Origin of the sequence: Salinibacillus xinjiangensis, assembly GCF_009649735.1 — a bacterium.
Classification (GTDB): Bacteria; Bacillota; Bacilli; order Bacillales; family Alkalibacillaceae; genus Salinibacillus; species Salinibacillus xinjiangensis.
The window spans coordinates 240,679-267,336 of record NZ_WJNH01000007.1; the positions used below are offsets into that span (position 1 = coordinate 240,679).

Here is a 26,658-nt window from a genome sequence, read left to right on the forward strand (position 1 = left end):
CTTCATTAAAAGAATTTAGGCCTTTTTCTAATTATCTAAACAAATCCAACAATCGATCCCAGAAGCCTTTTTCCTCTTCTTTCTCTTGTTGTTGAACCTCTTTTTCTTCTTCATCTTTTTTAATGCTTTCTGTCTTAATGACGAATTGGACGGAATTTACTTTGGTATTCTTAGATGAAACAAATGAAACGGGCTCAAAATCTGATTTGTCAAATTCATTCATCACTTCATCGATCTCATCCTGCATTTGGTCAGGTAAATCGTTGGTTGAATTTGCTAGCTCTGTTGTGCCGTCATGGAGTTCATCAACGCCATTTTCTAATTCATCTGTTCCCTCAGTTAGCTCTGTGACGCCATCATGGAGCTCATCATACCCACTTGATAGTTCTCCTACTCCGTTTGTATATTTCACTAAGCCAGAGTGGAAGTCTTTATATTTGGTGGATAGAGTCTTAAGTCCTTTTTGTAATTGTTTCATAGATTCATTAACATCCATGTTGGCTAAGCTTTTATCTAGTCCATCAGCCATGGTTTCGAGTTGTGTTCTCATCGTTTTGAGTGATTCAACTACGCCTTCAAGTGTTGGCCCCACGGATTGTAGGAATTCCTGTACACTAGGTTTGTTTCCGTCTTTAAAAGTATAGGTTTGCTTTGTTGTTTGGGCAGCTTCATAGTTTTTAATTAATTGCTCAATGACTTTAGGATCTGCATTACTATTGTAAAGTTTCTCTAAATCTTCTTCAGGAATTGGCCCAGGTATAGCCTCAATGGATTGATCTAACGCCTGATAAGCTCCATTATAGCCTTCAATAAGCTCAGACAGACCACCTTCCACTTCCTTCAATCCTTCAGCCATTTGAGAAAGTCCAGCTTGTAATTCTTTAAGCTCACTCAAATTTGTTTCACCAGAATTCTTTTCTAATGACTGACTAATTTGTTCAAGTGATTCATCAATCGATTTGGAGCCTTCAACTAGGTCTGAGGAACCGTTATCTAGTTCATGGATTCCCGATTTATACTCCTTAGAACCCTCATGTAAGCCGGCCACTCCATCGTTTAATTCAGTGACTCCATCTTTTAGCTCCCCCACTCCATCATTTATCTCTGCTGTTGCATCGGATAGGGATTTCATATCATTTTTCATTTCACCTGCATCTGGTGTGTCGATGGACATAGAGGAAGGCATTGCTGCAATTTCAATGCTTTCCATTTCTAAATCTGTTACATCAGCTTTGACATTAAAAGTCTCTTCTTTTCCAGGCATTACGGTAAAGGTGACTTGTTTGTTCTTACCTGCACTTGCAATTGTACCATTTTCAGCTTCGATATTTTGATAGATTTCTGAATTTAACGGAAGAGAGACTTGTAATAAATAGTTGTCAAAAAAGACGGAGTTGGCCTTGTCATTCGCCTTTGTGTCGATTTGAATTTCAAACTGGCCATCCTTGCCTAACAATTCTTCAGGTTTTACAGTTTCGCCGTTTAACTTATAGGAAATTTGGATATCCCAAGGCAATGCTTTTCCTTCTAAATTACCTTGATAATAATACTGATCTTCTGATGCGGAAAACTTGACCTCGTTATCTTCAAATTGAATATCGTTTAAGTTGGTTAAGTTTTCAACACTAGTATACGGCCCGTAATCAATCATTTTTCCGGGCTGATCAATCGTAAAATTATTGACGATGTACATCTCTTCTTGATCTCCGCTAGCATTTAACGTGGCATAAACGACCTCATTTTTCTCAGAATAAGACCCTTCACCCTGTGGATCTGTTTTTTCTGAGGAGGACTCATCTGCCTGAGCCTGTGTAAATGTTGGGATCACGAGAAGAAACGCTAAGATTATGGCAGTTATACGTTTAATTCTCATCATCTTTCCCCCTATAAAAATTCGCTTTTAGTGTTGTTTTTTCAATAACTCGATCCAAGATTACCAGTAATGCTGGTAAAAGGAATACGACCATGATGAACGCGAGTAATGCGCCTCGACCTAATAACAACCCGATGGAGGCTACAATTGGGTTTGACGATGTGAATGACAAAATAAACCCAACACTAGATAAAATAGCAGCCGAGATAAAAATCGCAAATATCTTTTCATCAATCGTTTTCTTAATGGCTTGCTTGGCTGGCATTTGCTTACGAAGGTTACGATAATTTTCCGTAAATAGGATCGCGTAATCGACCGTTGCCGCCAGCTGTACTGTACTGATAATCAAATAGCCTACATACACCAATGACGAATCCATAAAATATGGTACCGCTAAATTGATCCAAACAGCAGCTTGAATGGTCATGAGCAAGACAACTGGTACCGAAATCGATCGGAATGTCACCAAAAGCACAATCGCAATCGTGATAATTGTTAGCCAGTTAACCAATTTATTATCCTTTTGAACGGTATTTTTAATATCATACAAGGTTACACTTTCGCCAACTAAATGTACCTCATCGTAATAGGATTCGGCTGTTTCTTGAACGTCCTCAATTAAAGAAAACGTGGCGTCACCCTCTACATCTGTGTCTGTATGAAGGATAATACGCGTATAGTTTTCAGAATAAAATTGCTCTGTCATCGATTTCTCTAAGTAATTGGACGGAATCACTGAGCTTACGGTGCTTACGTATGAAAGGGTACTAGACACATTGGGAAGATCCTCTAAATGCTGAACGAGTTCTTCCTCCTTCGCGACATCCCCTCTTGGTACAAGTAAGACCATTGGAGTATTTTTCCCAAACTCTTCTTGAATCGCGGCTTGATCCTGACCAGCTCGCGTATTGTCCGGCTGATCACCTGTGCCGTATATAAAAGAGGTTTGGCTTTGGGCCAAGAATGCAGGCACAATTAAAAGCAAGACCAAAAATAGGCTTACATATCGCACTTTTAATACGCCTTTACCGATATTTTTAAAATTACTAGGCACAATCGGTTTATGCTTGGTACGATCAATCCACTTGTAAAACATCATGGTTAACGCAGGTAAAAAGATCGCAACACTAATAAAGCTTAGTACAATTCCTTTAACAAGGTTAAGACCCAGGTCAGCACCAATTTCAAAATTCATGAATGTCAGTGCAATGAAACCAAAGAAGGTGGTTGATGCACTGGCTGCAATCGCTGGAAACGAATGCTTCATGGCTAACTGCATCGCTTCTTTTGGATCTGATACTTGCTTGCGGTAATCGGAAAAGCTATGCAATAAAAAGATGGCATAGTCTAAGGATACGGCAAGCTGTAAAATAGGCGCGACAGACTGGGTCACAAAGGATATTTCACCAATGAAGATATTTGTACCTAAATTAATTAAAACCGAAATTCCTATCGCCGTTAAAAAGAATATCGGTTCGACCCAGGAAGTCGTGGATAAAATTAAAATGATGATAATGATTGGAACGAGTAATGCTGCTGCATATAAAGATTCCTTACCTGCCATTTGCTGTGAGGTTGCCGTATTGACGGCTTCACCTGATATGGCATTTTCTTCACCAATCAAATCATAAATTTCGTTGGTAATCTCGACTTCATCACCCTCACGAATATTGATCGAAAATAAGGCTGCTCCTTCTTGATAATAGGATTCAACCGTATCTTGGTTGGCCATTTCGATGGGGGTTTTTAAATCAACAGCATCATCTAACCAGGTGACAGCCGATATACCATCGATGGAATCAAGTTTTTCTTTGTATTCTAAAGCCTCGGTAATGGATACGTCACGTACCATGACTCTGGCATTTGCAATCGGATCATCAAACTCTTGCTCCATTAAATCCATGGCGTTTGTGGATGGTGCATCTTCTGGCAGATAATCAACCATGTTGTAGTTAACCGAAACACCAAATTGCACAATTGCACTAACGATGGCGATGACGATAAACGTGATCACTATCGACTTTTTATGTTTTATAATTCTTGCTGATAGGTCAATAAGGCTTCATCCTCTCTTGCATTAATACCTTAATACATCTTAATATTGTAATAGACACAGTGTTGGATATTCAACAAACAGTTTTATAAATCACGTTAGATAAACAACATTTATGTTTGAAATGTTGGATAACGGTAAAATTTTTTTATACTGGGGGTTCATCGATTTGAGTGAGAAGAAATTAGATCGTCGGAAAAGATATACACGAAAAGTATTAAAGGAGAGTCTTATCACGTTACTCGCTGAAAAGCCGATTTCTTCGATAACAGTAAAAGAAATTTGTGAAATGGCCGATATTAATCGCTCCACTTTCTACACCCACTATTCCGATCATTATGACCTACTGAGCAAAATAGAAGAGGAAATTACGGCAGATATGAATAAGTACTTAAGCAGTTATAGCTTTACCCTTGAGGAAGAATCTGTGCAGATGACGCAAAAATTAATTGAATACATTTCGAAAAACAAATTTATGTTTCAAACCTTATTAAATAAGAATGGAGATCCCACCTTCGAAAAACGACTGATGAACATCGCCCAACGTTTTATGATGAATAACTGGAGGGGAGTTACCCATTTAGATGAGGTCAATTCACGTTATTTAAGTACATTTGTGGTGAGTGGTGCAATCAATGTCATCAAGGATTGGATCGAAAATGACATGGACTATTCTCCTATAGAGATGGCTGTGATGATTAATAACTTTACGAATTATGGATTGTCGAATTTTGATTAATGAGAGCCTTCATTCATATTAGGTGTGATTAGGGGAAGAATAAAACCACTAATTTGCACGATGGATGGAGGGTAATGATGAAAAAGAAAAGTAAGTTTGAAAAGCAAATGGAAAATTTGAAAGAAGAGACGGATAACCCTGCCGTTTTAAATGATGTGGTGGATACGGAATTTGAGCAGTATCCGGGTCATAACGAAAGCTTAGTGGACGATGACAGACTGACTCCTTTTCAGGAAATTGTGCGGGATAATTCGGATGGGAAGAAGTGGGCGGAGTTGGATGAGGATGAGTGATGGGGAAGGGATAAAGAATTTAACCCCATAAGTGTTCTATTATCATTAAACATTAAAACTGACTATCGAATCATTACGTCGATAGTCAGTTTTATGCTTTATAAAAGAATTGCGTAAGTCGGATTTTAGACACACTTCTAAAGTTTGTTTATATTTTTTTGTAAATGTTCCAAAATTATTGAATTATATATTCTAAAAATATAGAATAAAAGAAGGAGGTGTTAATGTGGAAATATACTCCATAAGGACAAAGGAAAGAGAAACCTATAAAGTCGAACTTAAATTCTCACTTTTATGGGAAGCCGCACTTGGTATTGCAGCTATTACGAACTCATCTTTGATAGAAACATTAGATTTATCCCAGAAGAAAAGGAAAGATATTAAAACATCACTAACCAAGGATATGATTAAGCAACTTGAATACGTACAAACACATAATACCTGGAAAACACTTCTGCAGTTACTACATAATCAAGACTTCAAAGATTTAAATTCATATTGTTCTTTTGTTAAAAACTTATCTTCTGAAGAGTTAAAAGCAATCGCTATTCCTTATCTGGGGAGCAAGCTAGAAAATAAACGAATAGAATTAATTGAAGGATCAGACCAAGCTCTAAATGAGTTACAGCAAGAGACAAAAGACAAATCATTTCTTCCTGCCTATTTAGAATTTATTAGTAAAGCAGAGACTGAAAAATTAAAGGACCACTTAATCAATGTAATGTATGGCTGGTACCAGACAATTATTGAACCTGAAAAAGAGAGAATTCAAGCCATCCTTGAAAGAGATATTGAGTCAAAGAAGATGATGATGGAAAAGTTGGAGCCGGAACAATTTATAGAATGGGTAACCGATGGCATAAAGTATCCACCGGAACCGGGCGTGTTCAAGGTCATACTGATTCCTCATTATATTTATCGTCCCTGGAATGTGGAAGCAGATTTAGAGGGTGTAAAAGTATTTTATTACCCTGTGGCTAATGAGAGTATTTCATTCGAAGACAAATACGTACCCAATAAAATGCTAGTACAAAGGTACAAAGCACTCGGAGATGAAAACCGACTGAAAATACTAAAGATGATAAAAGCAAAGAGGCTAAACCTTCAAGAGTTAACAGACGAATTGAAAATGGGGAAAACAACCGTTCATCACCATTTAAAGATCCTAAAGTCAGCAAGGTTAATATCTGATGAATCTGCTAGATATGTAGTAAACAGTCAAACTTTAGAACTTTTATCAGATGAATTAAAGCTGTACTTAGAGGAAAACGATACAACGGGGGGGAGGGAATGAACAAATCGACCGCTAACATTCAATCTGAAGAAAATTTTCCTATTTTTGGAAGAAACCACCAAGTTTTTCGATTTATTGGAGGTAACCTCGTATCTTTTTTTGGAGACCAAGTTTACGTGATTGCTTTACCATTAATTGTATTAGCTATAACTGGATCGCCTTTAAGTATGGGAATTGTCGCAGCATTAGAAAGGCTCCCTATCATTATTCAACCATTTACTGGTGTATTGGCAGATCGATTCAATCGTAAAAAAATATTACTTATTTGCGATTTAGGTAGGTTTTTAGTGATAGGACTGATGGGCTCCTTACACTTGATAAATTCCCTGTCTATCTGGGGAATCTACATTGGAGCATTATTAGTAGGTGTCTTAACTCAAATATATAACACTTCCCAGTTTGCTTCGATACCAAAGTTGGTAAAGAAAAAAGATTTGCAGCTAGTGAATTCAATTAATACAGGAATCTTTCAAACGGCTGTTTTTATCGGTCCTGGTTTAGGGGGCATAATAATTAGTGTCTTCAATCCTGGTTTAGGGATGATCATTAATAGTTTTAGTTTTCTAGTTGGTTTTTTCGTAGTTCTTAGTTTGGATATTTATTATTCAATAGAAGAAAAGGAAGCAAAGCGAGAAATAAAGGTCTTGCCCGAGATAAAAGAAGGATTTGCCTTTGTCATTAAGCATAAAATCCTTTTGTATACGAACCTTGCGATGCTGTTTTCTGTATTTGGTACGACATTATTCCTTACTATGATGATCATCCACTTAAAATCAACTGTTGGATTTGATTCCGTACAAATTGGTTATATTCTTTCCATTGGTGGACTCGCAGCAATAGGTGGTTCTCTAACAACGAACCTATTAAGAAAGCATTTTTCATATAGAAGTATTTTGTTTATATCAGGGACCATTGGAGGATTATCAATAATAGCATTTGGATATTCGAACGCCTTTCTTTTTTTAGTGGCAATGAATGCAGTTGGCACCATTGCAGCTTCCATTATGAGTCCTTGTATCGTAACTATTCGTCAAACTCTTAGCCCAAATCACTTATTAGGTCGTGTCCAGGCTACTAGTCGTTTTATGACGTGGTTATTAATGCCTGTATCAGCTCTGTTAGCAGGGATAATCGCTGAATATTATGGAACAGAAATTACTATTGCAATTGGAGGTATTATTGCTACCCTTGCTTCCTTAATTTACTTACATCCTTCTCTTAAGAAAGTTTAACTTTAGTACATTACGGAATTTTAAAATCATATATAGTGAAAAACGATGTTAGTATTGAACGAAGTAAAGTGAATATCGACGAATAAAGCGAGTAAGCAACCTGAATAAGATGTTAGCAAAATGTTAGCATTGATCAAAATGTGGAGGTTGTGACGGGATGTTGCCATATAAACAAAAAGCCTGTAAACATTATTATATCAACGTTTACAGGCTTTTTTAGAAAGATGATTCCGATTGGGCTCGAACCAACGACCTCCACCCTGTCAAGGTGGCGCTCTCCCAGCTGAGCTACGGAATCATGGTTACTATTTTGTTTGGGACAAGAATAAATATAACGTGTTTTAGGCAATCTGTCAACAATTTAATGGTGTAGTTGAATATTTATGTCTTCAATTAACTTTAATGCTTGATTAATGTCTTCAAAGAAAGAATAGATTAGCTTTTGATCGGGTTTTTTGTTCAAATCGAATTCAAAATGATTTTGTAGCGTGTTGTGTAGGAAGTACATTTTTCCGTCCTTAAATGAAAAGTATGGGACAACTTTTTTGATGAGACTGTCTGGGACGTGTTTGATCCGATTAGTGGCTTTTTCCTGAGAAGATTGGATAAAGGTTAATAGTTCATCAATAAAGTCATGTGTTAAGAGGGTTTTAGCTTGAAATTCATCGTTAGTTTTCACTGTGAAGCTCTCATGAAATTCTTCGTGACCTAGGTCAATTTCAGTAAGCTCTGGGTGCTTTCGGAAGATGTTGAATTTTTTAAACTGGAACTGCTTAGATTTCTTTTCGTTAGGGTGGATGATGGTGGTTCCCTTAAAATGTTTGTCAAATTCAACTTCAAAGAATAGCCCTTGAAAGACGACGCTTTTGTGAACAGTGTTCGTGTCATGATCTGGACCTGACCTATCAGATTCTACGTGTAAGGCTTCCACTTCAGAAAAGGCAATTTGGGTTCGATGAAAATGACCCTTGTATACTTCCCCGTAGATTAAATCATCTCCATTGTATTCGTTATATTGATTTTCAAAAATTCCTGTGTCCTGAAAAGTACTTTCAGGGATATGTTGGCCGGGTTCGTAAGTGAAATTGGGATTGATGAAGCTTACAATTTCTTTCACAATTTTTTGTTTCATCATGTCTCCAAATTTATCGTATGTTTTTCCGATTTTCGAAAAGCCGATGCCTATAATTACAACTGTGATCACGTAACAGAGAACAGAGTACCATTTCGGCACGAGCTGTGCGATAACAATGGGTGGTATTGCTGCAATTAGAAAGAAAATAAGCTGTTTGTTCCGTCGTTGTTTTAACTGCAATCTTTGATCCTCTAAGCGATCAATTTCGCTTTTTAAATTCTCCTCAAAAAACTGATCAAACTCCTTTTGTGTTTTTGATAATTTACTCACTGTATCTACTCCTATCTCAGATGAAATTCGTGCTCATGCTTCTATCATAGATAAGAAAAGAGGAGATGGAAATTATACTTTAGTATAAAATTAAACAGGTTTAGCAGGAATATGGAAGATGTGGACAGAAAAGTTGTTGTATCAAATAAAAGGGGGAGATGGCGTTGGAATTTCCAACATTGGAAACAGACCGCCTGGCTTTAGTTCGTATGACTAATCATTATCTTCACAGCTATTACGATATTATGTCTAGAGATGAAGTAACGAAATATTATAGCATGGAAAGCTTGAAAAGTGTGGAGGATGCTGAGAACATTATATCCTCGATGAAAACTACTTTTGAGAGTGGAAGAGGAATTCGTTGGGGAATCGTCCTAAACGATAAAGATAAATTTGTTGGTACGATTGGTTTAAACCATCTTAATACATATAGTAAAAAGGCTGAAGTCGGGTTTGAAATACACCCTGAGTTTTGGAATGAAGGCATTACATCAGAAGCAGTGAGTGAGGTACTACGATATTCATTTGAAGAGTTAGGATTGTTCCGGATGGGTGCTGTGACATATCCCCAGAATAAAACATCGATACATGTGTTGAAAAAGTTTGGTTTCTCAAAAGAAGGAGTACTCAGAGGGTACATTTATCAAAATCAACAATCACATGATGCATGTGTTTTTTCATTGCTTAGGAGTGAGTGGTCAAGTAAATAATCTTAGTAAATCGTAAGGGCTTAGAATTACTTCTAAGCCTATTTCTCTGCAAGAGGAGAAGTAGGGGATAGATTATTTTTTGTTTTGGTTCTCATTTAATATTCTATCGTGTTTCTGAGATTCTTCCGTTAGTTTCTGAACTTCTTTCTGTTGGTCACCCAATAAGTTTTCGAGTTTTTGATATGTCTTGGGAATGCGTCTACTTTGCGGTTGATGTATGCTTGCCCCTCAGATAACCTATGCTGTCCTTCTGAAAGTATAGTTTGTCCCTGGAACAGCCTATCTTGGCCTTCGATAATTTTAGCTTGTCCCATGTAGAGTCCGATTTGTTCTTCAGCTAGCTTATTTACTTGGTTGGAGATTTTGTTTTGTCCCTCGGTTAGATGATCCACTTTGTTAGTAATATTGGCTTGGTTTTCAGCTAGGTTATCCATTCTAGCGGACATATTGTTTTGTTCATCAGCAAACTCGTCCATTCTAGCAGACATATTGTTTTGTTCATTAGCAAGGTGATCTACCCGGTTCGATAGTTTAGCTTGTTCTGTTGCAAATGCGGTTTGTTTCTCTGACAGTCTTACCTGCTCTTCTACAATCTTTTTTTGCCCCTCATTTAATGTTTGATGACCTACTCTTATTTCCTTTTTAAACTCATCAACTGAACGATTTAATTTTTCTTGACCTTCTTTTAAGGTTAAAAGGAATTCTTTGGTCTCCTGATCCAATGTCTATACCTCCTTTTATCCTATTATATATGAACAAAATGTATTCGTTAAGTTGTTGTATTTGCATTCTGTCATAATATTATTCCTTAAAATAATAAAATAGATAGGGTGAAATAAAGATTCATGAATGGATTTTCTTGTATTTTGAGAAAACTAACAAATAAAAAGTCGATTCAATTTTATATGTTGACATTTTATCTGAGAAGTAATAAGATACTCTTTATGACTGTTTGGTTACCTCTTTTGACTGGACGGTTTAAAGGGAGGTTTATATGAGTAAGCGAAAGGAATTAATGAACAAAGCAATACAGTTATTTTCGGAAAAAGGGTTTCACCAGACCTCTGTGCAGGAAATTGCTCAGGCTGCGGGGATTTCCAAGGGTGCGTTTTATAAGCATTTCGATACGAAAGAACAAGTATTCATCGAAATCTTAAAGACACATTACGAAAATATGATAAAACATTCCAACGCGATGAATGATATAAAGGGTATATCCAAAAAAGAAGTGTTCACGAAAAAGCTGAGCAATGAACTGGAACAGTGGATTGCCAATCGGGAGTTTTTTACGGTACTCTTTAAGGATTTTCCTCCAAACAAGAATGAACAAGTTTCTACTATTATGAAGAAACTTAAATCCTCCATGATTGATTTGCATAAGGAAACCTTAATTGATACTTATGGGAACAAAATTGAGCCATATATGATGGATATTGTAATTATGCTGGAAGGAATTTTGAAGGAATACGTAGTGACAATCATTCTAAAAAAGAAAAATGTAGATGTCACCAAGCTGGCGCGCCTTATCACATCTAGTATGGATGGGATTGTGCAAAGCCTTCCGCAAGTGGAACCAGTTTTCACAGACAAATTGTACGACGTCAATCCGGATCATCTACAGGAACGGTTGAATAATTGTTGTGCAAAGATTGAAGAAAAGGTTGTAAATTCTTCAACGCTCGAAATGGATAAAGAAAAATTATTAAATTCCATAAAGTTAATGAAGGAAGAAATGGCTAAGGATGAACCGAAGTCATTTTTAATTGATGCTTTATTAAACTATTTAAGACAAGAAACGTTTTTAAAGGAAGATGTTCAATTACTTGAACGTTTATATTTAGCGTTCCCGCATGAATAAACATTTTAAACAGAAAGAGGTAGAACGTGTATGAGTGATCATCAAAATACAGAACAGAGTGGAACACTTTCCTTTAATAAATGGGTGATAATGTTCACCTTGATTTCTGGGGCATTTGTGGCGATTTTGAACCAAACATTATTGGCGACAGCCTTGCCTCATATTATTGACGATTTGCAGCTGGAATATAATGTGGCCCAATGGTTGCAGTCCATTTTTATGCTGGTGAACGGGATTATGATTCCAATTACTGCGTTTTTAATTGGCCGGTTTACGACAAGAGGATTGTTTTTGACAGCAATGGGTCTCTTTGCGTTTGGTACTGTTGTTGCTGCCATTTCGCCTAACTTTACGATATTAATGGCTGGTCGAGTATTTCAAGCGGCAGCAGCCGGCATTATTATGCCGCTAATGCAAACCATCTTGTTTCTCGTTTTCCCTAAAAATGAACGAGGAACAGCAATGGGGATGTTCGGTTTAGTTATTGCCTTTGCGCCAGCCATAGGACCTAGTTTGTCCGGTTGGATGGTGGAACATTTCCCATGGAGAAGTTTATTCTATCTCATTTTACCAATTATCGTCATTGATATTGTAGTGGCATACTTTATTCTTAAAAATGTAACCAAACAAACCTTTCCAAAGCTCGATATTGTGTCCATTATTCTGTCTACGTTCGGGTTTGGCGGATTGTTATATGGCTTTAGTGCCGCTGGTGGTGAAGAAGGATGGGGAAGTACACCTGTACTCATCTCGATGGCCGTTGGTGCAGTTGCCTTAACGTGGTTTATCTTCAGGCAGCTTAAATTGAAAGAACCAATTTTAGAATTCCGCATTTTTAAATATAAAATTTTTACGTTAACAACGATTCTAGGTATGATTGTCTTTCTTGCAATGATTGGCTCCATGGTAATCTTGCCATTATACATGCAGGATATGCTTGGGTTTACGGCCTTTGAGTCTGGGTTGGCGCTACTCCCTGGTGCGGCCACGATGGGCTTAATGAACCCTGTAACAGGAAGACTTTTTGATAAATTTGGTGCCAAATGGCTTGCAATTGTTGGACTAACGATTCTAACTGTAACGACATTTATGTTTACGAATTTGACTTCAGAAACAACATTCACCTATATTGCAGCATTGAACGCGGTACGTATGTTAGGAATTGCGGCTGTGATGATGCCTGTGACAACGGCTGGATTGAATGAGCTTCCAATAGATATTATTCAGCACGGTACAGCTATGAATAATACGATGCGTCAGGTTGCAGGTGCTGTTGGTACCGCGTTAATGGTTACCATCTTGTCGAATACAAGTATCCCATCCCAGGGTATTGAAGGGATTGTACATGGGGTAAATATGACATTCTTTGTAGCGGGGGTATTCTCCATTATCGCGTTGGTGCTGTCATTCTTTATTTACGACCCTGATCGCCGGGCGGAAAAAAAGGGAAAACATCCTAAGCCAGCAAAAGCTTAGGTAAAAAGGACTGATTCTAGCGGTGCGTTTGCACTTAGAATCAGTCCTTATTTTATTTTCCAATGGCTTCGTAGTATGATAGATATTATAAAATTCTAAATATTTGTGGAGAGGAGAATCGAGCATGGTGTTGTCATTGCAGAATGTTTCCTTAAAGCGTGATGGCAGGTGGATTTTAGAAAATGTGGATTGGAACGTGGAAAAAGGGGAGCATTGGGTGTTGTTCGGCTTAAATGGTGCGGGCAAGACTGCTTTGTTGAACATGCTCAATGCGTACTATTTTCCTACACACGGAGAGGTTGAGGTCCTCGGGAGAAGATTTGGCCACGATCCTTTAGGGGAGCATTTACGGACGAAAATTGGGTTGGTCTCCTCTTCCTTACAGCAAAAATTATATCCTGATGATAATGCGTTTGAGGTTGTGCTAAGTGGCGCGTTTGCTTCAATTGGCTTATATGATGCGGTTACTGACGAGATGAGGGAGAAGGCGATTTCGTTATTGAAGGAGCTAGGTTGCTTTGCGTATGCCAATCGGGAGTACCAGACGTTGTCCCAGGGTGAGAGACAGCGGGTGTTGATTGCCCGGGCTTTAATGGGTAATCCGGAGCTGTTAATTTTGGACGAGCCAACGAGTGGGCTTGATTTTATTGCGCGGGAGCAGCTGTTGGAAGCTATTGAGTCCATTGCGACTGGACCTGATGCACCGACGATGATTTATGTGACGCACCGGGTCGATGAAATTTTACCGATTTTTGACCAGACCTTACTGTTGAAAAGTGGAGCTGTGTTTGACTCAGGTAGAACACGGGACATGCTGTCAGAGCAAAGGTTAACGGCTTTTTTTGATGTGCCGGTTGAGGTAGTGTGGACTGAAGAGCGACCGTTCTTGGTGAAGAAGGGAAAGGTTAGTGCAGATAATTGGGGTAGTTTTGGTTGAAACTCCCTTCGTTTATCGATAAAATAAAAAAGTATAAATCAAATATTTATAAAATTTCTACTAGGGGAGCCTGAATGCTAGGCTGAGAGAAAAGCGATGGAGCTTTTTGACCCTCAGGACCTGATCTGGATCATGCCAGCGTAGGGAAGTAGTGTGAATTTGTTGCTACGAGACTAGGTCCTTATATTATGGAACTAGTCTTTTTGTTTGTAGCAGCGGGTGTACATATTCCGTCAGATCGATGATGGCCCCCGGTAAATGGAGGGAAAAGAAATGGAATTAAAAGAGCAGACCGTATTGATTACAGGAGCGAGTCGTGGGTTAGGAGCTGAATTGGCCAGGGCATTTGCCAAGGAAGGCGCCAATGTGGTGGTGAACTTTTTTAAGAGTGAGCAAAAGGCCGCAAATATTGCTAAAGAGATAGGTCAGAAGGCGATAGCCATTAAAGCGGATATCCGTGATTTGAAGCAGGTTCAGGAAATGGTTGCAAAGGCGAAGGATCTTTTCCAGACTCCAGTGACGACAGTTGTGAACAATGCACTGGTTAATTTCCGTTTTGATCCAGTTGCACAAAAGAGTGCGTTGGAACTGAATTGGGAAGGGTTTCAAACCCAGTTTGATGGCAGTATTAAGGGGTCCTTGAATGCAATACAGGCCTGTTTAAGCGATATGAAAGAAAACCAGTTTGGTAGAGTCATTAACGTCGGGACTAATCTGTTTCAAAATCCTGTTGTGGCCTACCATGAATATACAACTGCGAAGGCTGCTTTACTAGGTTTCACACGCAATATGGCGAAGGAGCTTGGACAGTATGGAATCACAGTTAACATGATTTCAGGTGGGCTTCTAAGAGAGACTGATGCGAGCAGTGTCACAACAGATGAAGTGTTCGGCATTATTGAGGCGACAACACCATTGCAAAAGGTGACAACACCAGCAGAACTTGCGGATACGGCGTTATTTTTTGCATCTCCATGGGCACGTGCGGTGACAGGACAGAATTTAGTTGTTGATGGCGGACTTGTGATGGATTAATCGAAAGGGGGAGATGAGCATGTTTGAACTAATTCCGAAATTAAGAGAGGCGAGCCCACTCATACATAATATAACAAATGTTGTGGTGACAAATTTTACGGCTAACGGCCTGTATGCTCTTGGCGCAGCACCAGTGATGGCATATGCCAAAGAGGAAGTAGCTGATATGGCGAGTATCGCGGGAGCAGTAGTATTAAATATCGGTACTTTGTCAACAGAAGAAGTGGAGGCTATGGTGATTGCGGGAAAGGCAGCCAATAAAAAAGGGGTGCCAGTTGTGCTTGATCCTGTGGGAGCTGGCGCGACCTCTTTTCGGACCGAGTCGGCTCAGCGTATTTTACAGGAAGTTGACGTGACAGTGATTCGGGGCAATGCTGCTGAAGTTGCCTCAGTTGCTGGGGAAAACCTAGTGGTCAAAGGCGTTGATGGTGGTGCTGTAAGTGGAGATACGCAGGAGCTTGCAGAAAAAGTGTCTGAGTTGTTCGACTGTACCGTGGTGATTACTGGTGAGATTGATGTGATTGCGAATGAACAAGGGACTAACCTTGTACGTAATGGTCATCCGATTCAAACGAAGGTGACGGGGACAGGGTGTCTGTTATCTTCCGTTGTTGGGGCCTTTTGTGCCGTGGAAGAAGATGTGCTAAAGGCGACTACAGTAGCTGTTTCGGTTTATGGTGTAGCAGCGGAGAAGGCAGCTCAGAAAACAGCAGAGCTTGGGCCTGGGAGCTTTCAGGTTGAGTTCTTGAATGAGCTATCTAAGGTAAGTGAGGCTGATGCGGCATTTTCTAAGGTTGAGCGGGTTGATGAATAAGAGGGAGACGTGGGTTTTCCGTAAAATACTGTATTCAATCAGGAAATGACCTTTTCATAGACTATCAACAACATACTTGGGGTGAGGATTTTGACCGTTACTAGAGTAAAAGATTTGCTCAGTGTTTATTTCATTATGGGAAGCAACAATTGTAAGGAAGACCCTGTTCAAGTGTTAGAGCAAGCCATAGTAGGAGGTATCACTCTTTTTCAATTTCGTGAAAAAGGGGAGGGTGCTTTACAGGGGAAGAATAAGCTTGATTTAGCCAAACGCCTACAACACGTTTGTCAGCAGGCGGGGGTTCCGTTCATTGTCAATGATGATGTGGAGCTTGCGTTGACAATCGATGCTGATGGAGTACATGTCGGACAGGATGATGACGCGGCCAAACAGGTTCGAAAACAGATTGGTGATAAAATTTTAGGTGTTTCTACACATACATTGGCTGAGGCCCATCAAGCAATTAAGGATGGAGCTGACTATTTAGGGCTCGGTCCAATTTACCCAACGCAATCAAAGGACGATGCTAAAGAGGTTCAAGGTGTGAACTTGATACGTGGTTTTCGTGAAAATCACATAATGACACCCATTGTCGGGATTGGCGGGATTACGGCAGACAATGCAGCTGATGTAATCCAAGCTGGGGCTAATGGTGTTTCTGTGATTTCAGCGATTGCTGGTGTTGAGGATGTGAAGCAGGCTGCTAGAGATTTGCGGCACGCGGTGTTAGGTGATAAAAAGTAAATATCTCTTTAAAAACAGGCTTGGATTATGAGAATCCAAGCCTGTTTGACTATAATACTACCATTGAAATAATTCTCTTGCACCAGTCTTCTTTTTCATCTAGTCCAGTTTGATTACAAAGCTGTTTGTTTAATCTGAAGAACTCGGGTGTTATGCTGGCCATTGTTTTCATAATCTCATAAGAGGAACGGGTACAATCCCAGCTTTCTAATAAGGATAACTGCCATTTTAGTAAATGACTTCTTTTTCCCTCTAATTTAGACCAAACACCATAGGAGCTGTCTATTCGACATCCAATTTCCATATACCATCCCGTAGCTATGAACCATCTGATTCTGTCAAGGTTTGCTAAAGCATGATAATGTTCATTTCGCATAACGGCACGGTAGGTTTCATGCATAAAAGCAAATATTTTCCCTCGCCAAACTTCAACCTCATCGGCGGTAGGGGTATATTTGATCTCGGCGGACTGTTCCAGAACTTTTTTGACAATACCATGAGGATCATATAGTGGCTTTAGCCCATGTAACCAGACAGATGGTTGCAGCTCATCCGGTTCCTTATAAAATGTATCAACCTTTACAAAACAGGCAAAATGGGTCACCACTACAGGCGTATGTTCAGCACCTTCATAATATAGCACCTCACCCCATTTTTGAGGGCGTTTACGCTTGGCACGAATAAAATCTGTTCTTGTCTCAGGGGTGACGATAATGTGCAAGTCGATGTCGGAATACTGATCATCATTTCCTTTAGCTAAAGACCCGCCTAGGTAAATACCTAACACATTGGGATCTTTGGTTAAATCATCTAACACATTTTCAAGTAATTGTTCTCGGTGCTGTGGTAATTTTCCATCTCTTTCTTCGTATTTACTTACAAATCCCACTCATCAAAAATCACTCCTTATAAAAATAAAGCATGTATCTTAAAAAATTCGATTATATCGCCCAATTTCCTTTTTATTTATCATTCTCCTCCCCCATAAATATAAATTCACTTTAGTAAAGATGCTTAGATAAATCAGTGAGGGAGGTCACTGATCCACTATTTTTTCCTAAACAATGTCATAATCCCATTAAAAATAATCACGCCTGAAAATAATAGAACAGTTAATACTCCTACAAGAAATGCTAAAGGTTCTAATGGCTCGAAATATCCATATAACGGTACTTTAATTAGAGCAAATCCTGCAAGAATGCAAAATAAATATAAGAGCGCAACACTGTACATCAAAATCACTCCTTTTCTATTATGTTTATTCTAATATCACTTAAAAAGTTAATAATCAGAAAATTGGGTTAATATTATGGTATAATATGTATAATGCAGAAGGGGGTTGGCTTTCAAAGGTTTTGAAGGCGGACTCTTTTTTTAAGGGAGTGAAGGGAATATGACAATTGAACAAGAACTGTCCAAGAATGTTTTTAAAATGATGGACCTACATAACAAATTTTCAGAAGGGCTGTATGAAGAAATGAACAGTTTATATTCGAATGATTTTCAAGGTAGACTTTATATGCCGTGGGTGGATGAAGTACGCCATTTTAATGCTGAAAATATAAAAGAGGGAAATAAATCAGCTGCAGAATATTATAAAGGGAAAAATATTCAGTTTGCTTTTACCGGACTTAAAATTGTCCCACAGTCAACCAACCAAGCAACAGTTTCATATGAAGTGGTCCATCAAAATAAAGAACAAGTGGTTATGGTTAGAGGTTTAGCGCTTGAAGTTTGGCGTAAAGAATCAGATGGTCAGTGGAGAATCATTCGCTGGTATGAAGAAAAAGGAATGCGAACGTAAACAGCTGCAATAATTCATGGAAACAGGGAGTTGTGCTTGTGAGGAAAATAACCTTATCCAATGGAGAAACAGTGGAGGTTGAGTGTCTAAGTTGTGCGTTAACGAGTGGGATGGTCAACCCTGATGGTGGAGTTGTGCTGGAAACAGAGCATTTCCACGCCCATCAGGATGTTGCGAATCAGATTAAAGGACTTATTATTCTAGCATCCAAACGCCATATTTATGGTTTCGATGAATTAACGGCAGTTGAACAGCTAGATTATGTGAAGGCATTAACGAGGATACGTAAGGCTCAGAGAGAAGTGCTGGGAATCGAGCATGTCTACTATTTTTACAATGAAGACACAACACACCATTTTCATACTTGGATGGTTCCACGATATGAATGGATGTATGAGTTCGGGCGTTCCGTTGAATCGGTGAGGCCTAGTCTACTATATGCAAGAGAAAAGATGAATTATAAAGAAAATATTCAGGAAATAAAGACAGCTATTCAGTCTTTAGCTAAGGATTTAAATAAATGATGAGGTGACGAAATGATATTTGAGATGACCATTCAGGTTCGGGTTGAGGATATGAAGGAAGGGCAGAAATGGTATGAAACGTTATTTAATCGGGAACCAGATTTTGTTCCACACGAAGGTATTGCGGAGTGGGAAATGATACCTGGTTGTTGGTTACAGGTTGCAGAAGGGACTCCAGCAGAAGCCAGTGGTCCGTTGCGTTTAGGGGTAACAGATATTGAGGGGGAAAGGGAAAGACTGGTTCGAGAATTGGGTATCGATCCATTTGATATTTATTCCAGAGAAGAAGTGCCTGTGAGATGGGGAACATGTACAGATCCTTGGGGGAATCGTCTGGGTTTCTTTGAATATATTAATAAAACAGAAGAAAAAAATCGTATACAGACGATATTGAAAAAATAAGGAGATGGATAAAATTTGGTGAAAGTTTTACTGCTAATATGTAGATTCTTTCTCGGAGTCGTTTTTTTAATGGCGGGGCTCAATGGCTACTTTGTTATCCTTGATTTAGAACCATTCATCGAAACGAGCCCCGCAGCCATGGCATTATTCCAATTCGACTATCTATTAATCATTGAAAAGTCATTGGAAATTCTTTGCGGTATTTTGTTATTAGCGAATCGATTTATTCCTCTTGTTCTTGCCATATTATCTCCAATCGTAGCTAACATTTTTCTACTTCACGTATTTGTGGATCATTCGTTGCTCTCTTTAGCCATATGTATCATGATTGCGTATAGCTATATGTTATTCTATTTTAGAGAAAACTTTGTGAGTATTTTTGAGAAAAAGCCTTCTTAGTGCCAGGTTGAAAGGGAGAGAAAATATGAATCAAACATACATCTTTGATATGGACGGAACACTTTTCCAAACAGATAAAATATTAGAAATATCGCTAAAAGATACGTTTCATTATTTAAAGTCTTTAGGGAAATGGGACTCAGTAACCCCTATTGAAAAATATCGTGAAATCATGGGGGTCCCATTGCCTAAAGTCTGGGAAGCTTTGTTACCACAGCATCAAAATGAGGACAGAGAACTTGCCAATGATTATTTTCTGAATAGATTAATTGAAAATATAAGAGAGGGAAAAGGGGCTTTATATCCCCACGTTAGGGAAATCTTCCGCTATTTAAGAGAAAACAATTGCTCCATTTACATAGCAAGTAATGGATTAATCGATTATTTAAACGCCATTGTGGACTATTATGAGTTAGATACGTGGGTAACGGAAACCTTTAGTATTGAGCAAATACAATCGTTAGATAAAGTAGATTTAGTCCAACTAATTGTGGAGAAGTATAGAGTTCGAGAAGCGGTGGTAGTGGGTGATCGACTTTCGGATATTAAGGCTGCAAAACAAAATGGCTTGACTGCTGTAGGATGTAATTTTGATTTTGCTAGAGAAGAGGAACTTGTTGAGGCTGATATTGTTATTGATGATTTAAGGGAGTTAAAAGGAATCTTACCAAATGAATCGTAATAGTGAAAATATAAAATCGGTTCTTTTTGATTTAGATGGGACGCTGTTAAACCGAGAGCAGTCAGTGAAATCATTTACCGAAAAACAGTATGAACGACTTTATAAGTGGGTAGGACATGTACCTAAAGATAAATATGTGTCTAGATTTATTGAGCTTGATGAGCAAGGATACGTCTGGAAGGACAAAGTTTATCAGCAATTGATTAAGGAATATAAAATTATAGGATTGACCTGGGAAAATCTACTACAGGACTATATTCAACACTTTAAATATAGTTGTATTCCATACCCTAATCTAATGGATATGTTAGCAGAATTAAAAACTCAAAACCTAGCTCTTGGTATGATTACAAATGGCAAAGGGCAATTCCAAATGGATAATATAAAGACTTTGGGAATTGAAAAGTATTTTGACACGATTCTCATTTCGGAATGGGAAGGACTGAAAAAGCCCGAACCCCAAATATTCAACAAGGCTTTAGAACAACTTAACGTCTTGCCAAGTGAAAGTATATTTGTAGGAGATCATCCAGAAAAAGATGTAAAAGCTGCTCAGAATGTAGGGATGAAAGGAATATGGAAAAAGAATGAGCATTGGGGTGATGTAGAAGCAGATATGATAGTGGATGAGTTAATGGAGATTCCTTCCTATATAAGGGCCCTTAAAAGTTTGGAGGATAGCATATGAAACAAAATATTTATGATAATCCGGTTTTCTTCAAAGAATATACCAACTTACGGAAAACTGGAGTAACCTATAACGACTTTGTGGAACAACCGGCTCTTAAATCAGTCATGCCCTCTCTCGATAATAAAACTGTATTGGATTTAGGGTGTGGAACCGGTCAATTTGCAATGTATTGCATTCAGAATGGGGCATCAAAGGTTTTAGGTTTAGATATCTCAAGAAATATGATTGACCAAGCAATTAAAGAAAACAATCATGAGAAAATCGAATATATTTGTATGCCAATAGAAGATTTAGAATTGAACAATCTAAAATTCGATATTATTGTAAGCTCCTTGGCCATTCATTATATAAAAGATTACTCAAACTTAGTTGCAAAGATCAGTCAATTCCTAAATAGAGATGGAGAATTTATCTTTTCCATCGAACATCCTATTGTGACTGCTCGAAAGGATATGAACAATTGGGTGAAGGATCATGAAGGGAATAGATTATACTGGGCTTTGGATCATTATCAGGAAGAAGGAATAAGGGAGCAGCATTGGTATATTGATGGTGTCATTAAATATCATAGAACAATTTCAACAATAATAAATACCCTCATAGATAACGGGCTTGTATTAGGAAAAATGATTGAGCCTCAGTCCATAACGGAAGGATTAGAGAAAATGCCTAAATTACATAATGAAGAACGGAGGCCGTCTTTTATGGTCATTAAAGCTTACAAAGTATGAATAATATTTTCTTAATTTTTATCCTTTCTACTCAACTTCTGAACCCATGTCAGCTGTAACCGCAGCAACATGAACAGCACAGGATAAGCCATGGCAGAGTGATAAAGCTTCCATTGGTTATGATAAAACACACCTAACTGGACGAGGAGCTCTTCATAAATGACGGAAAAAAGAGACCAGCCAAGTATATAAGAGACAATAGCAATTGTAGAACGGTGATATGGGTAGAAGTTCAGGAATAAAGGTGTAACAGAAAGATAAATCGGGACTAACCACATCGTTTTCCATTCCGATCTCGGCCAGGGATTAAAGTAACCATACCAATTAAGTTCAATATGTAAAAACACATCGGTTAGTAGTTGAAAATAGGTTGCCATCCCGGCTGTGGCATATAAATACATTCTCGGTATTCTTTTCGGCATTAAGAGTACAATGGTTGGAAAAATAATAGCTGTCAGGATTAATATCCACATGGGCGTACATACCTTTTTGCTAGTATGGTCAACGAAAATGTAAATGTTTATACAAATAAAGCAGTGTATGAGGAAGCTTTGTTCTCCTCCATACACTGCCTAACCCTTAGGAATCATGGAATTCACAAACTCCTCCAACGTAACCTTTCTTTTATAAACCTCTTTTGCCGCCTCTTTCCCGATATATCTTAAATGCCACGGCTCATAAATATATCCGGTGATGTCTTCCTGGTTTTCTGGATAGCGGACTATAAATCCATATTGATGAGCGTTTTCAGCAACCCATTTCCCTTCCTTTGTCTCTCCAAACTGTTGAATTAAACCAAAGTTAGCAGACCTACTCGTAATATCCATGGTTAAGCCTGTTTGATGCTCACTTTCCCCAGGCCTTGCACTAAATTGGTTGGCATATTCCTCACCATGTTGATTCACGTTGTATTGAAAAATTTGATCCTGTCGCTCATAGGAACGGTAACCTGATACGGCATACAGGTTGATGTTTTCAGCCTTCGCTTGTTGAAACATTTCCTCCAAGGCTCGAGCTGCCTCTTTTTGCATTTGTTTTTTCGGTAATTGCTCCTCAAAAGTAAATAGTACGTCAGGTATGACTAGTTCCTCAGGGACATAATCTTCAGGAAGTGCATGAGATTTATTGACCAATAGCAAATGACCCTTTTGCTCAATTTGCTGTTTGGAGTAAATCACATCCTCCGCTGGCTCTTCTTTTTTCTGATCGGGAATGTCTTCTGGATCGTGTTGTTCTTCTACATCCAGCTTAATATCTTGAATGATCCATTTTCCATCGGATTGGTTAAATAGGATATAAAGTGAATATTTGCCCTTCGCCTCTGTTTCATTGTTTTGCGTAATATAGTATAAACCGCCCTCATTTTTAGCTAGTTCATAAGGAAGGTCCTTATTTAATAACACAGGTCCTCCTTTAGGAATGATATATAAGTCACCATTTTCCTCTTTATAAAATAAATCCACATATTCTTTAGCAAGCTCGGGGTCTGCAAGTTTGGTTAATTGGTTTACGAGCTCTTCTTTATTATTGAAATTCTTTACTTTTAAATGTTCATCAGTTTCCTGAATTAATTGGTCTCTAAAGGACTGAATTAAATGTTCCGCTTCCTCCTTATCTAGGGTGTTATCCTGTGCTGGTTGATTTTCCTGATTGTCCTCGTCCTGTTCAACCTCTTCCTGATCCTCTTCTACTGGTGGTTGTTCGTTTTCCTGTTGGGTACAGCCCGTTATCATTGAAAAAACAATGAGAACTAGAATCCATGCTCGTAAATTCATTATGTCAATCCTTTCTAAGTTGTAAGAGCATTATTATTATTTTTAACTTTTGGTTGTTTCATTCCATAACGTTTGTACGTGTAAAAGGTGCCTATGATAACATTAAAGAGGAAAAAATATAGTAATCGCTTAACAGGCTAGATAAGGAAGGGACGATGAATATGTTGCAAGAGATTGAAACGGAACGACTAGTTATGAGACCCTATGATTTAAGTGATGCACCTAGGGCTCAAAAATTAGGAGACGACAAAGACGTAGCAGAGACTACTTTCATTCCTTATCCATATACACTAGAAAAAGTTGAAGATTGGATTCAAAATCATTTATCACTCATTGAAAATGGAGACGCTTATCCGTTGGCCGTGATTTTAAAAAGTGAGCGTCAACTTATTGGGACCATGACAATACGGGGTGATAAAACTCATAATAAAGGTGAATTAGCCTACTGGATCGGAAAAGATTATTGGGGAAAAGGGTATGCAACAGAGGCTTCTAAGAAAATAATTGAATTTGGTTTTCATGATTTAAAACTAAATCGAATTTGGGCTCCTGTAATGAGTAAGAATAAAGCGTCAGGAAAGGTCATGAAAAAAGTTGGATTGAATTATGAAGGTACATTAAAACAAGACATCCTAAAATGGGACAAATACGAAGACGTTGATATATATGGTCTATTGAAAGAAAATTATAGGTAGAGGGTATTAAGATGCTCAGATTTAATTCTGAACATTTTTTCATTTTTATGGAATACTACATAAATCATTGTACAGATGAGCAAATTATACTTAATGGAATAGAATAAAATAAAAAAAGAGCGTGTGTGAAGATGATTCAAACTCAAAAACGTTATATGGAAACATTAGTGACTTGGGCGAAAAGATTAAAACAGCAAATCTATACCCTTTACTATGCTTATAAGGATCAACGGGTCCCATGGTATGCAAAGGTCTTTACGGCCTTTGTGGTTGCATATGCGTTTAGTCCCATTGATTTGATTCCCGACTTTATTCCTGTTTTAGGGTTCTTAGATGAGGTTATTTTGTTGCCGCTAGGGATTAGGTTGGCTTTGCTGATGATTCCTGAACATGTAAAGACCGAGGCTGAGTGGAAAGCTGCAGAAAAAATGTCTGAGGGAAAACCGAAAAATTGGATTGTAGGTACTGTAATCCTTATAGGATGGGGTGTCTTTTTGTTTTGGATTTTGAACACCCTGAGTTCATGAACTCAGGGTGTTTGAATGTTTCTTAAAAGGTTGAATTTTGATTTTGCGATGCTTGCTGGTTTTGTTGTCTAACCTGTTCAGCATTGGTTCCAGCAAAGCCTGGCTGGAAGACAGATTGTGCTCCATTTGCCTGTGCTTGATTTGCTGATGCACTAAATTGTTGAGTTTGGCCTTGCTGTTGCTGGTACTGTTGAAGGAGCTGCTCAATTTGTTGTAGCTGTTGGGCTGCATTTTGTTCTTTGTTCGCTAATTGTTGTTGTTGCTGTGAATTAAGTTGGTTTCCTTGTTGTAGTTGTTGAGCATTTGCATTCTCTTGTTGTGCTAGTTGTTGAGCCATTTGAACAATTTGATTTAACGTTTGTTGAGCTTGTGCCATTTGCAATCTCTCCTTTTCAACAGGATATCTATATTTTGCGAAACAGTTTGAAATTTATCCTCTTTAATGAACATTGTAAGATATTAACTTTTGGTTCATTTAATCGGTTTTTAGACGGATGTAAAAGAATCGAAAATGAGTTATAATGTGGAATATTTCGAATTGATAATTGCAGCATATTGGAGTGGAAAACATGGAATCCTTTATACGAGTGGATCAGTATAACTTCATTAAATCACAGGCTCAAGCGTTGATTAATGGGCATGCGACAGCAAAAGATGAGGATGTTTTAGATGCCTTAAAATCTTTAGTCATTGAAAAAATCACGAAGGCATTCGAGGAGCTAACAACAGAACAAGAGGATTTAATTAACCCCATCGTGAACATTGAGGATAAGGAACAGGGAGAGCTATTTGTTGCAGAGTTGAAACCATATGTTATTCCGTTTAACGCAACAGAACAAGGCATTCAAAAGCTTTTTCCAAAAGTCAAAAAGCTAAAGGTTCCGTCCTTGGACGAGTTGGATTTAAAAGAGGTTACATATCTTAGCTGGATTGACCATAGTGCGAATAAAAAGTTTATCGTCACTCGGTTAAAAGGAAAATTAGTTGGGATTCAAGGCTCTTTTGAAACAACGAGCCATAAGGGGTTTTGTGCGATTTGTAATGGACATGAATCAGTCAGTATGTTCCTTGCAAAGGAAAAAGGCAAAGTACAGGGAACATTTACGAAACGGGGAAATTACATTTGCCGTGACAGTGAGGTTTGTAATCAAAATTTGACTTCACTAGATAAGTTACAGGAATTTATCGAGCGGTTAACAAAATAAGGGGGAGATGGACCATCGATTATATTCTATTGGTGTTGTTTGTAATCATTGGCTCTTGTTTATTGATTGGGACGACCAGACGAGAAAAGAAGTGGATTGGTGGAACTGGCGGACTGCTAGCTGTCATATTTATTGTTGGAAGTCAAATCGTGAAGCTGCAGTCCGGTTTTTTTGATTCACGTACTCGAGAATCATTAGAGCTTGTTGGACAATGGGTACTGCCCTGTTTCTTCGTTCTCGGACTTTATATACTAGGTATGATCAATTATCGCATGTTCAAAGCTGCATTTCAGAAAACTTCGTGGCAAAGATGGGGAATGATTGGTTTGGATATTCTAGTGAGTTTTCTATATATTTGGGCTGGAGGCTTCGTGATATTTGTGATTGCATTTATGTATTTTCCATTTGCACCCTAACTGCTTATTGTGTCTTGTCCATACTTTTTGTGTAAACGCTCCATACATTCTTTCCAAGAAGGGTTTTGATCGCCTTCCCAGTTTATGTACTGTAACTCGTCAGCAATATTTCTAGATATTTTCATCGCCTTCAAATGATTTCCGTTATTTCGGTACTTTTTCATATCATCTTTACTTTCCCAGACGGTAAGTGTCCAGAATGTCTCCCTGCCTTCCTTTTCAAATGAAGAATGCAAAAGACCTTTTGCTTTTTTGGATTGAATGATAGACTTATAGGTATGCCAAAAAAAGGATGGTAGTTTTCGTTTTCCTTTAACATGCAATCGTGTTACGGAAATAAACAT

General features: G+C 38.3%; 31 protein-coding genes, 1 tRNA gene, 1 pseudogene and 1 riboswitch. Of the genes and pseudogenes, 22 read left to right on the forward strand and 11 right to left on the reverse strand.

The window, feature by feature from the left end:
- Nucleotides 1-31 precede the first annotated feature (31 nt).
- Together GH754_RS12525 and GH754_RS12530 are read right to left on the reverse strand one after the other, a co-directional pair.
- Complete coding sequence (locus GH754_RS12525) at nucleotides 32-1,873, reverse strand: coiled-coil domain-containing protein (RefSeq protein WP_153729033.1); 1,842 nt, start codon at nucleotides 1,871-1,873, stop codon at nucleotides 32-34.
- Complete coding sequence (locus GH754_RS12530) at nucleotides 1,863-3,818, reverse strand: efflux RND transporter permease subunit (protein ID WP_153729095.1); 1,956 nt, start codon at nucleotides 3,816-3,818, stop codon at nucleotides 1,863-1,865. Before GH754_RS12530 ends, GH754_RS12525 begins: the two co-directional genes overlap by 11 nt.
- A gap of 277 nt (nucleotides 3,819-4,095) precedes the next feature.
- Here GH754_RS12530 and GH754_RS12535 point away from each other — a divergent pair, with 277 nt between their 5' ends.
- The 4 genes from GH754_RS12535 (at nucleotide 4,096) to GH754_RS12550 (ending at nucleotide 7,484) form a co-directional block, all read left to right on the forward strand.
- The gene (locus GH754_RS12535) at nucleotides 4,096-4,665 is read left to right on the forward strand and encodes a TetR/AcrR family transcriptional regulator (RefSeq protein ID WP_228550248.1); all 570 of its coding nucleotides are present in this window, start codon (nucleotides 4,096-4,098) and stop codon (nucleotides 4,663-4,665) included.
- A 77-nt stretch (nucleotides 4,666-4,742) separates the two neighbouring features.
- Entirely contained in the window at nucleotides 4,743-4,958 is a 216-nt protein-coding gene (locus GH754_RS12540) for a hypothetical protein (RefSeq protein ID WP_153729034.1), read from the forward strand.
- 226 nt (nucleotides 4,959-5,184) lie between these two features.
- Nucleotides 5,185-6,252 carry an ArsR/SmtB family transcription factor gene (locus tag GH754_RS19970; RefSeq protein WP_323742000.1) on the forward strand — a complete coding sequence of 356 codons (1,068 nt, stop codon included), beginning with the start codon at nucleotides 5,185-5,187 and terminating at the stop codon, nucleotides 6,250-6,252.
- Nucleotides 6,249-7,484: an MFS transporter gene (locus tag GH754_RS12550; RefSeq protein ID WP_153729035.1), complete on the forward strand. Its 1,236-nt coding sequence runs from the start codon at nucleotides 6,249-6,251 to the stop codon at nucleotides 7,482-7,484. The genes GH754_RS19970 and GH754_RS12550 overlap by 4 nt, the downstream gene beginning before the upstream one ends.
- Before the next feature lie 225 nt (nucleotides 7,485-7,709).
- On the opposite strand, the gene GH754_RS12555 is transcribed toward GH754_RS12550, so the two are convergent.
- Together GH754_RS12555 and GH754_RS12560 are read right to left on the reverse strand one after the other, a co-directional pair.
- Nucleotides 7,710-7,782, reverse strand: a tRNA-Val gene (locus GH754_RS12555).
- Nucleotides 7,783-7,845: 63 nt separating this feature from the next.
- Nucleotides 7,846-8,889, reverse strand: a complete 1,044-nt coding sequence (locus GH754_RS12560) for a DUF3137 domain-containing protein (protein WP_153729036.1) — start codon at nucleotides 8,887-8,889, stop codon at nucleotides 7,846-7,848.
- Between the two features lie 164 nt (nucleotides 8,890-9,053).
- Here GH754_RS12560 and GH754_RS12565 point away from each other — a divergent pair, with 164 nt between their 5' ends.
- Entirely contained in the window at nucleotides 9,054-9,599 is a 546-nt protein-coding gene (locus tag GH754_RS12565) for a GNAT family N-acetyltransferase (protein ID WP_153729037.1), read from the forward strand.
- Between the two features lie 128 nt (nucleotides 9,600-9,727).
- Here GH754_RS12565 and GH754_RS12570 read toward each other — a convergent pair whose 3' ends face one another.
- Nucleotides 9,728-10,321, reverse strand: coding sequence for a hypothetical protein (locus GH754_RS12570; protein ID WP_153729038.1), 594 nt, complete (start codon nucleotides 10,319-10,321; stop codon nucleotides 9,728-9,730).
- A 272-nt stretch (nucleotides 10,322-10,593) separates the two neighbouring features.
- Between GH754_RS12570 and GH754_RS12575 the strand changes: the two genes are divergently transcribed.
- The 6 genes from GH754_RS12575 (at nucleotide 10,594) to thiE (ending at nucleotide 16,463) form a co-directional block, all read left to right on the forward strand.
- Nucleotides 10,594-11,457: a TetR/AcrR family transcriptional regulator gene (locus GH754_RS12575; protein ID WP_153729039.1), complete on the forward strand. Its 864-nt coding sequence runs from the start codon at nucleotides 10,594-10,596 to the stop codon at nucleotides 11,455-11,457.
- Nucleotides 11,458-11,487: 30 nt separating this feature from the next.
- Nucleotides 11,488-12,933 (forward strand): DHA2 family efflux MFS transporter permease subunit, encoded by a 1,446-nt coding sequence (locus GH754_RS12580; RefSeq protein ID WP_153729040.1) that lies wholly within the window; start codon nucleotides 11,488-11,490, stop codon nucleotides 12,931-12,933.
- Between the two features lie 124 nt (nucleotides 12,934-13,057).
- Nucleotides 13,058-13,870, forward strand: coding sequence for an ABC transporter ATP-binding protein (locus GH754_RS12585; RefSeq protein WP_153729041.1), 813 nt, complete (start codon nucleotides 13,058-13,060; stop codon nucleotides 13,868-13,870).
- A gap of 52 nt (nucleotides 13,871-13,922) precedes the next feature.
- Nucleotides 13,923-14,034: riboswitch (TPP riboswitch) on the forward strand.
- 109 nt (nucleotides 14,035-14,143) lie between these two features.
- Complete coding sequence (locus GH754_RS12590; RefSeq protein WP_153729042.1) at nucleotides 14,144-14,905, forward strand: 3-oxoacyl-ACP reductase; 762 nt, start codon at nucleotides 14,144-14,146, stop codon at nucleotides 14,903-14,905.
- A 19-nt stretch (nucleotides 14,906-14,924) separates the two neighbouring features.
- Nucleotides 14,925-15,719: a hydroxyethylthiazole kinase gene (thiM, locus tag GH754_RS12595; RefSeq protein ID WP_407690669.1), complete on the forward strand. Its 795-nt coding sequence runs from the start codon at nucleotides 14,925-14,927 to the stop codon at nucleotides 15,717-15,719.
- A gap of 81 nt (nucleotides 15,720-15,800) precedes the next feature.
- On the forward strand, nucleotides 15,801-16,463 hold the full coding sequence (gene thiE / locus GH754_RS12600; protein ID WP_323742001.1) for a thiamine phosphate synthase: 663 nt from the start codon (nucleotides 15,801-15,803) through the stop codon (nucleotides 16,461-16,463).
- Between the two features lie 49 nt (nucleotides 16,464-16,512).
- Here the strand turns inward: thiE and GH754_RS12605 are convergent, their stop codons facing one another.
- Nucleotides 16,513-17,352, reverse strand: coding sequence for a nucleotidyltransferase domain-containing protein (locus GH754_RS12605; protein ID WP_323742002.1), 840 nt, complete (start codon nucleotides 17,350-17,352; stop codon nucleotides 16,513-16,515).
- 158 nt (nucleotides 17,353-17,510) lie between these two features.
- Nucleotides 17,511-17,696, reverse strand: coding sequence for a hypothetical protein (locus GH754_RS12610; protein ID WP_153729044.1), 186 nt, complete (start codon nucleotides 17,694-17,696; stop codon nucleotides 17,511-17,513).
- 160 nt (nucleotides 17,697-17,856) lie between these two features.
- Between GH754_RS12610 and GH754_RS12615 the strand changes: the two genes are divergently transcribed.
- The 7 genes and pseudogenes from GH754_RS12615 to GH754_RS12645 all read left to right on the forward strand — a co-directional run bounded on the left by GH754_RS12615 (nucleotide 17,857) and on the right by GH754_RS12645 (nucleotide 21,696).
- Nucleotides 17,857-18,267 (forward strand): Cif family virulence factor, encoded by a 411-nt coding sequence (locus GH754_RS12615; protein ID WP_153729045.1) that lies wholly within the window; start codon nucleotides 17,857-17,859, stop codon nucleotides 18,265-18,267.
- 38 nt (nucleotides 18,268-18,305) lie between these two features.
- Nucleotides 18,306-18,791 carry an HIT family protein gene (locus GH754_RS12620; protein WP_323742003.1) on the forward strand — a complete coding sequence of 162 codons (486 nt, stop codon included), beginning with the start codon at nucleotides 18,306-18,308 and terminating at the stop codon, nucleotides 18,789-18,791.
- Nucleotides 18,792-18,803: 12 nt separating this feature from the next.
- Entirely contained in the window at nucleotides 18,804-19,193 is a 390-nt protein-coding gene (locus tag GH754_RS12625; RefSeq protein ID WP_153729046.1) for a VOC family protein, read from the forward strand.
- Between the two features lie 18 nt (nucleotides 19,194-19,211).
- Entirely contained in the window at nucleotides 19,212-19,592 is a 381-nt protein-coding gene (locus tag GH754_RS12630) for a DoxX family membrane protein (RefSeq protein ID WP_323742009.1), read from the forward strand.
- Nucleotides 19,593-19,602: 10 nt separating this feature from the next.
- Nucleotides 19,603-20,274: pseudogene (locus tag GH754_RS12635) on the forward strand (HAD family hydrolase); the annotation flags it as partial.
- Nucleotides 20,264-20,962, forward strand: coding sequence for an HAD family hydrolase (locus tag GH754_RS12640; protein WP_153729049.1), 699 nt, complete (start codon nucleotides 20,264-20,266; stop codon nucleotides 20,960-20,962). The pseudogene GH754_RS12635 and the gene GH754_RS12640, both read left to right, overlap by 11 nt.
- Entirely contained in the window at nucleotides 20,959-21,696 is a 738-nt protein-coding gene (locus tag GH754_RS12645) for a class I SAM-dependent methyltransferase (protein WP_153729050.1), read from the forward strand. Before GH754_RS12640 ends, GH754_RS12645 begins: the two co-directional genes overlap by 4 nt.
- 11 nt (nucleotides 21,697-21,707) lie before the next feature.
- On the opposite strand, the gene GH754_RS12650 is transcribed toward GH754_RS12645, so the two are convergent.
- Both GH754_RS12650 and GH754_RS12655 read right to left on the reverse strand, forming a co-directional pair.
- A complete protein-coding gene (locus tag GH754_RS12650; protein ID WP_153729051.1) occupies nucleotides 21,708-22,169 on the reverse strand; it encodes a hypothetical protein in 462 nt (153 codons plus the stop codon).
- A 99-nt stretch (nucleotides 22,170-22,268) separates the two neighbouring features.
- Nucleotides 22,269-23,471, reverse strand: a complete 1,203-nt coding sequence (locus tag GH754_RS12655; protein WP_228550249.1) for a M15 family metallopeptidase — start codon at nucleotides 23,469-23,471, stop codon at nucleotides 22,269-22,271.
- Between the two features lie 155 nt (nucleotides 23,472-23,626).
- Here GH754_RS12655 and GH754_RS12660 point away from each other — a divergent pair, with 155 nt between their 5' ends.
- Complete coding sequence (locus GH754_RS12660) at nucleotides 23,627-24,166, forward strand: GNAT family N-acetyltransferase (RefSeq protein ID WP_228550250.1); 540 nt, start codon at nucleotides 23,627-23,629, stop codon at nucleotides 24,164-24,166.
- Nucleotides 24,167-24,297: 131 nt separating this feature from the next.
- A complete protein-coding gene (locus GH754_RS12665; RefSeq protein WP_228550251.1) occupies nucleotides 24,298-24,693 on the forward strand; it encodes a YkvA family protein in 396 nt (131 codons plus the stop codon).
- 22 nt (nucleotides 24,694-24,715) lie between these two features.
- Here GH754_RS12665 and GH754_RS19700 read toward each other — a convergent pair whose 3' ends face one another.
- Nucleotides 24,716-25,069, reverse strand: a complete 354-nt coding sequence (locus tag GH754_RS19700) for a hypothetical protein (protein WP_228550252.1) — start codon at nucleotides 25,067-25,069, stop codon at nucleotides 24,716-24,718.
- Between the two features lie 193 nt (nucleotides 25,070-25,262).
- Between GH754_RS19700 and GH754_RS12675 the strand changes: the two genes are divergently transcribed.
- Together GH754_RS12675 and GH754_RS12680 are read left to right on the forward strand one after the other, a co-directional pair.
- The gene (locus GH754_RS12675; protein WP_153729052.1) at nucleotides 25,263-25,898 is read left to right on the forward strand and encodes a FusB/FusC family EF-G-binding protein; all 636 of its coding nucleotides are present in this window, start codon (nucleotides 25,263-25,265) and stop codon (nucleotides 25,896-25,898) included.
- 29 nt (nucleotides 25,899-25,927) lie between these two features.
- On the forward strand, nucleotides 25,928-26,314 hold the full coding sequence (locus tag GH754_RS12680) for a hypothetical protein (RefSeq protein ID WP_153729053.1): 387 nt from the start codon (nucleotides 25,928-25,930) through the stop codon (nucleotides 26,312-26,314).
- Here the strand turns inward: GH754_RS12680 and GH754_RS12685 are convergent.
- Nucleotides 26,311-26,658, reverse strand: coding sequence for a DUF3291 domain-containing protein (locus GH754_RS12685; RefSeq protein WP_153729054.1), 348 nt, complete (start codon nucleotides 26,656-26,658; stop codon nucleotides 26,311-26,313). The two genes, GH754_RS12680 and GH754_RS12685, sit on opposite strands and share 4 nt — an antisense overlap.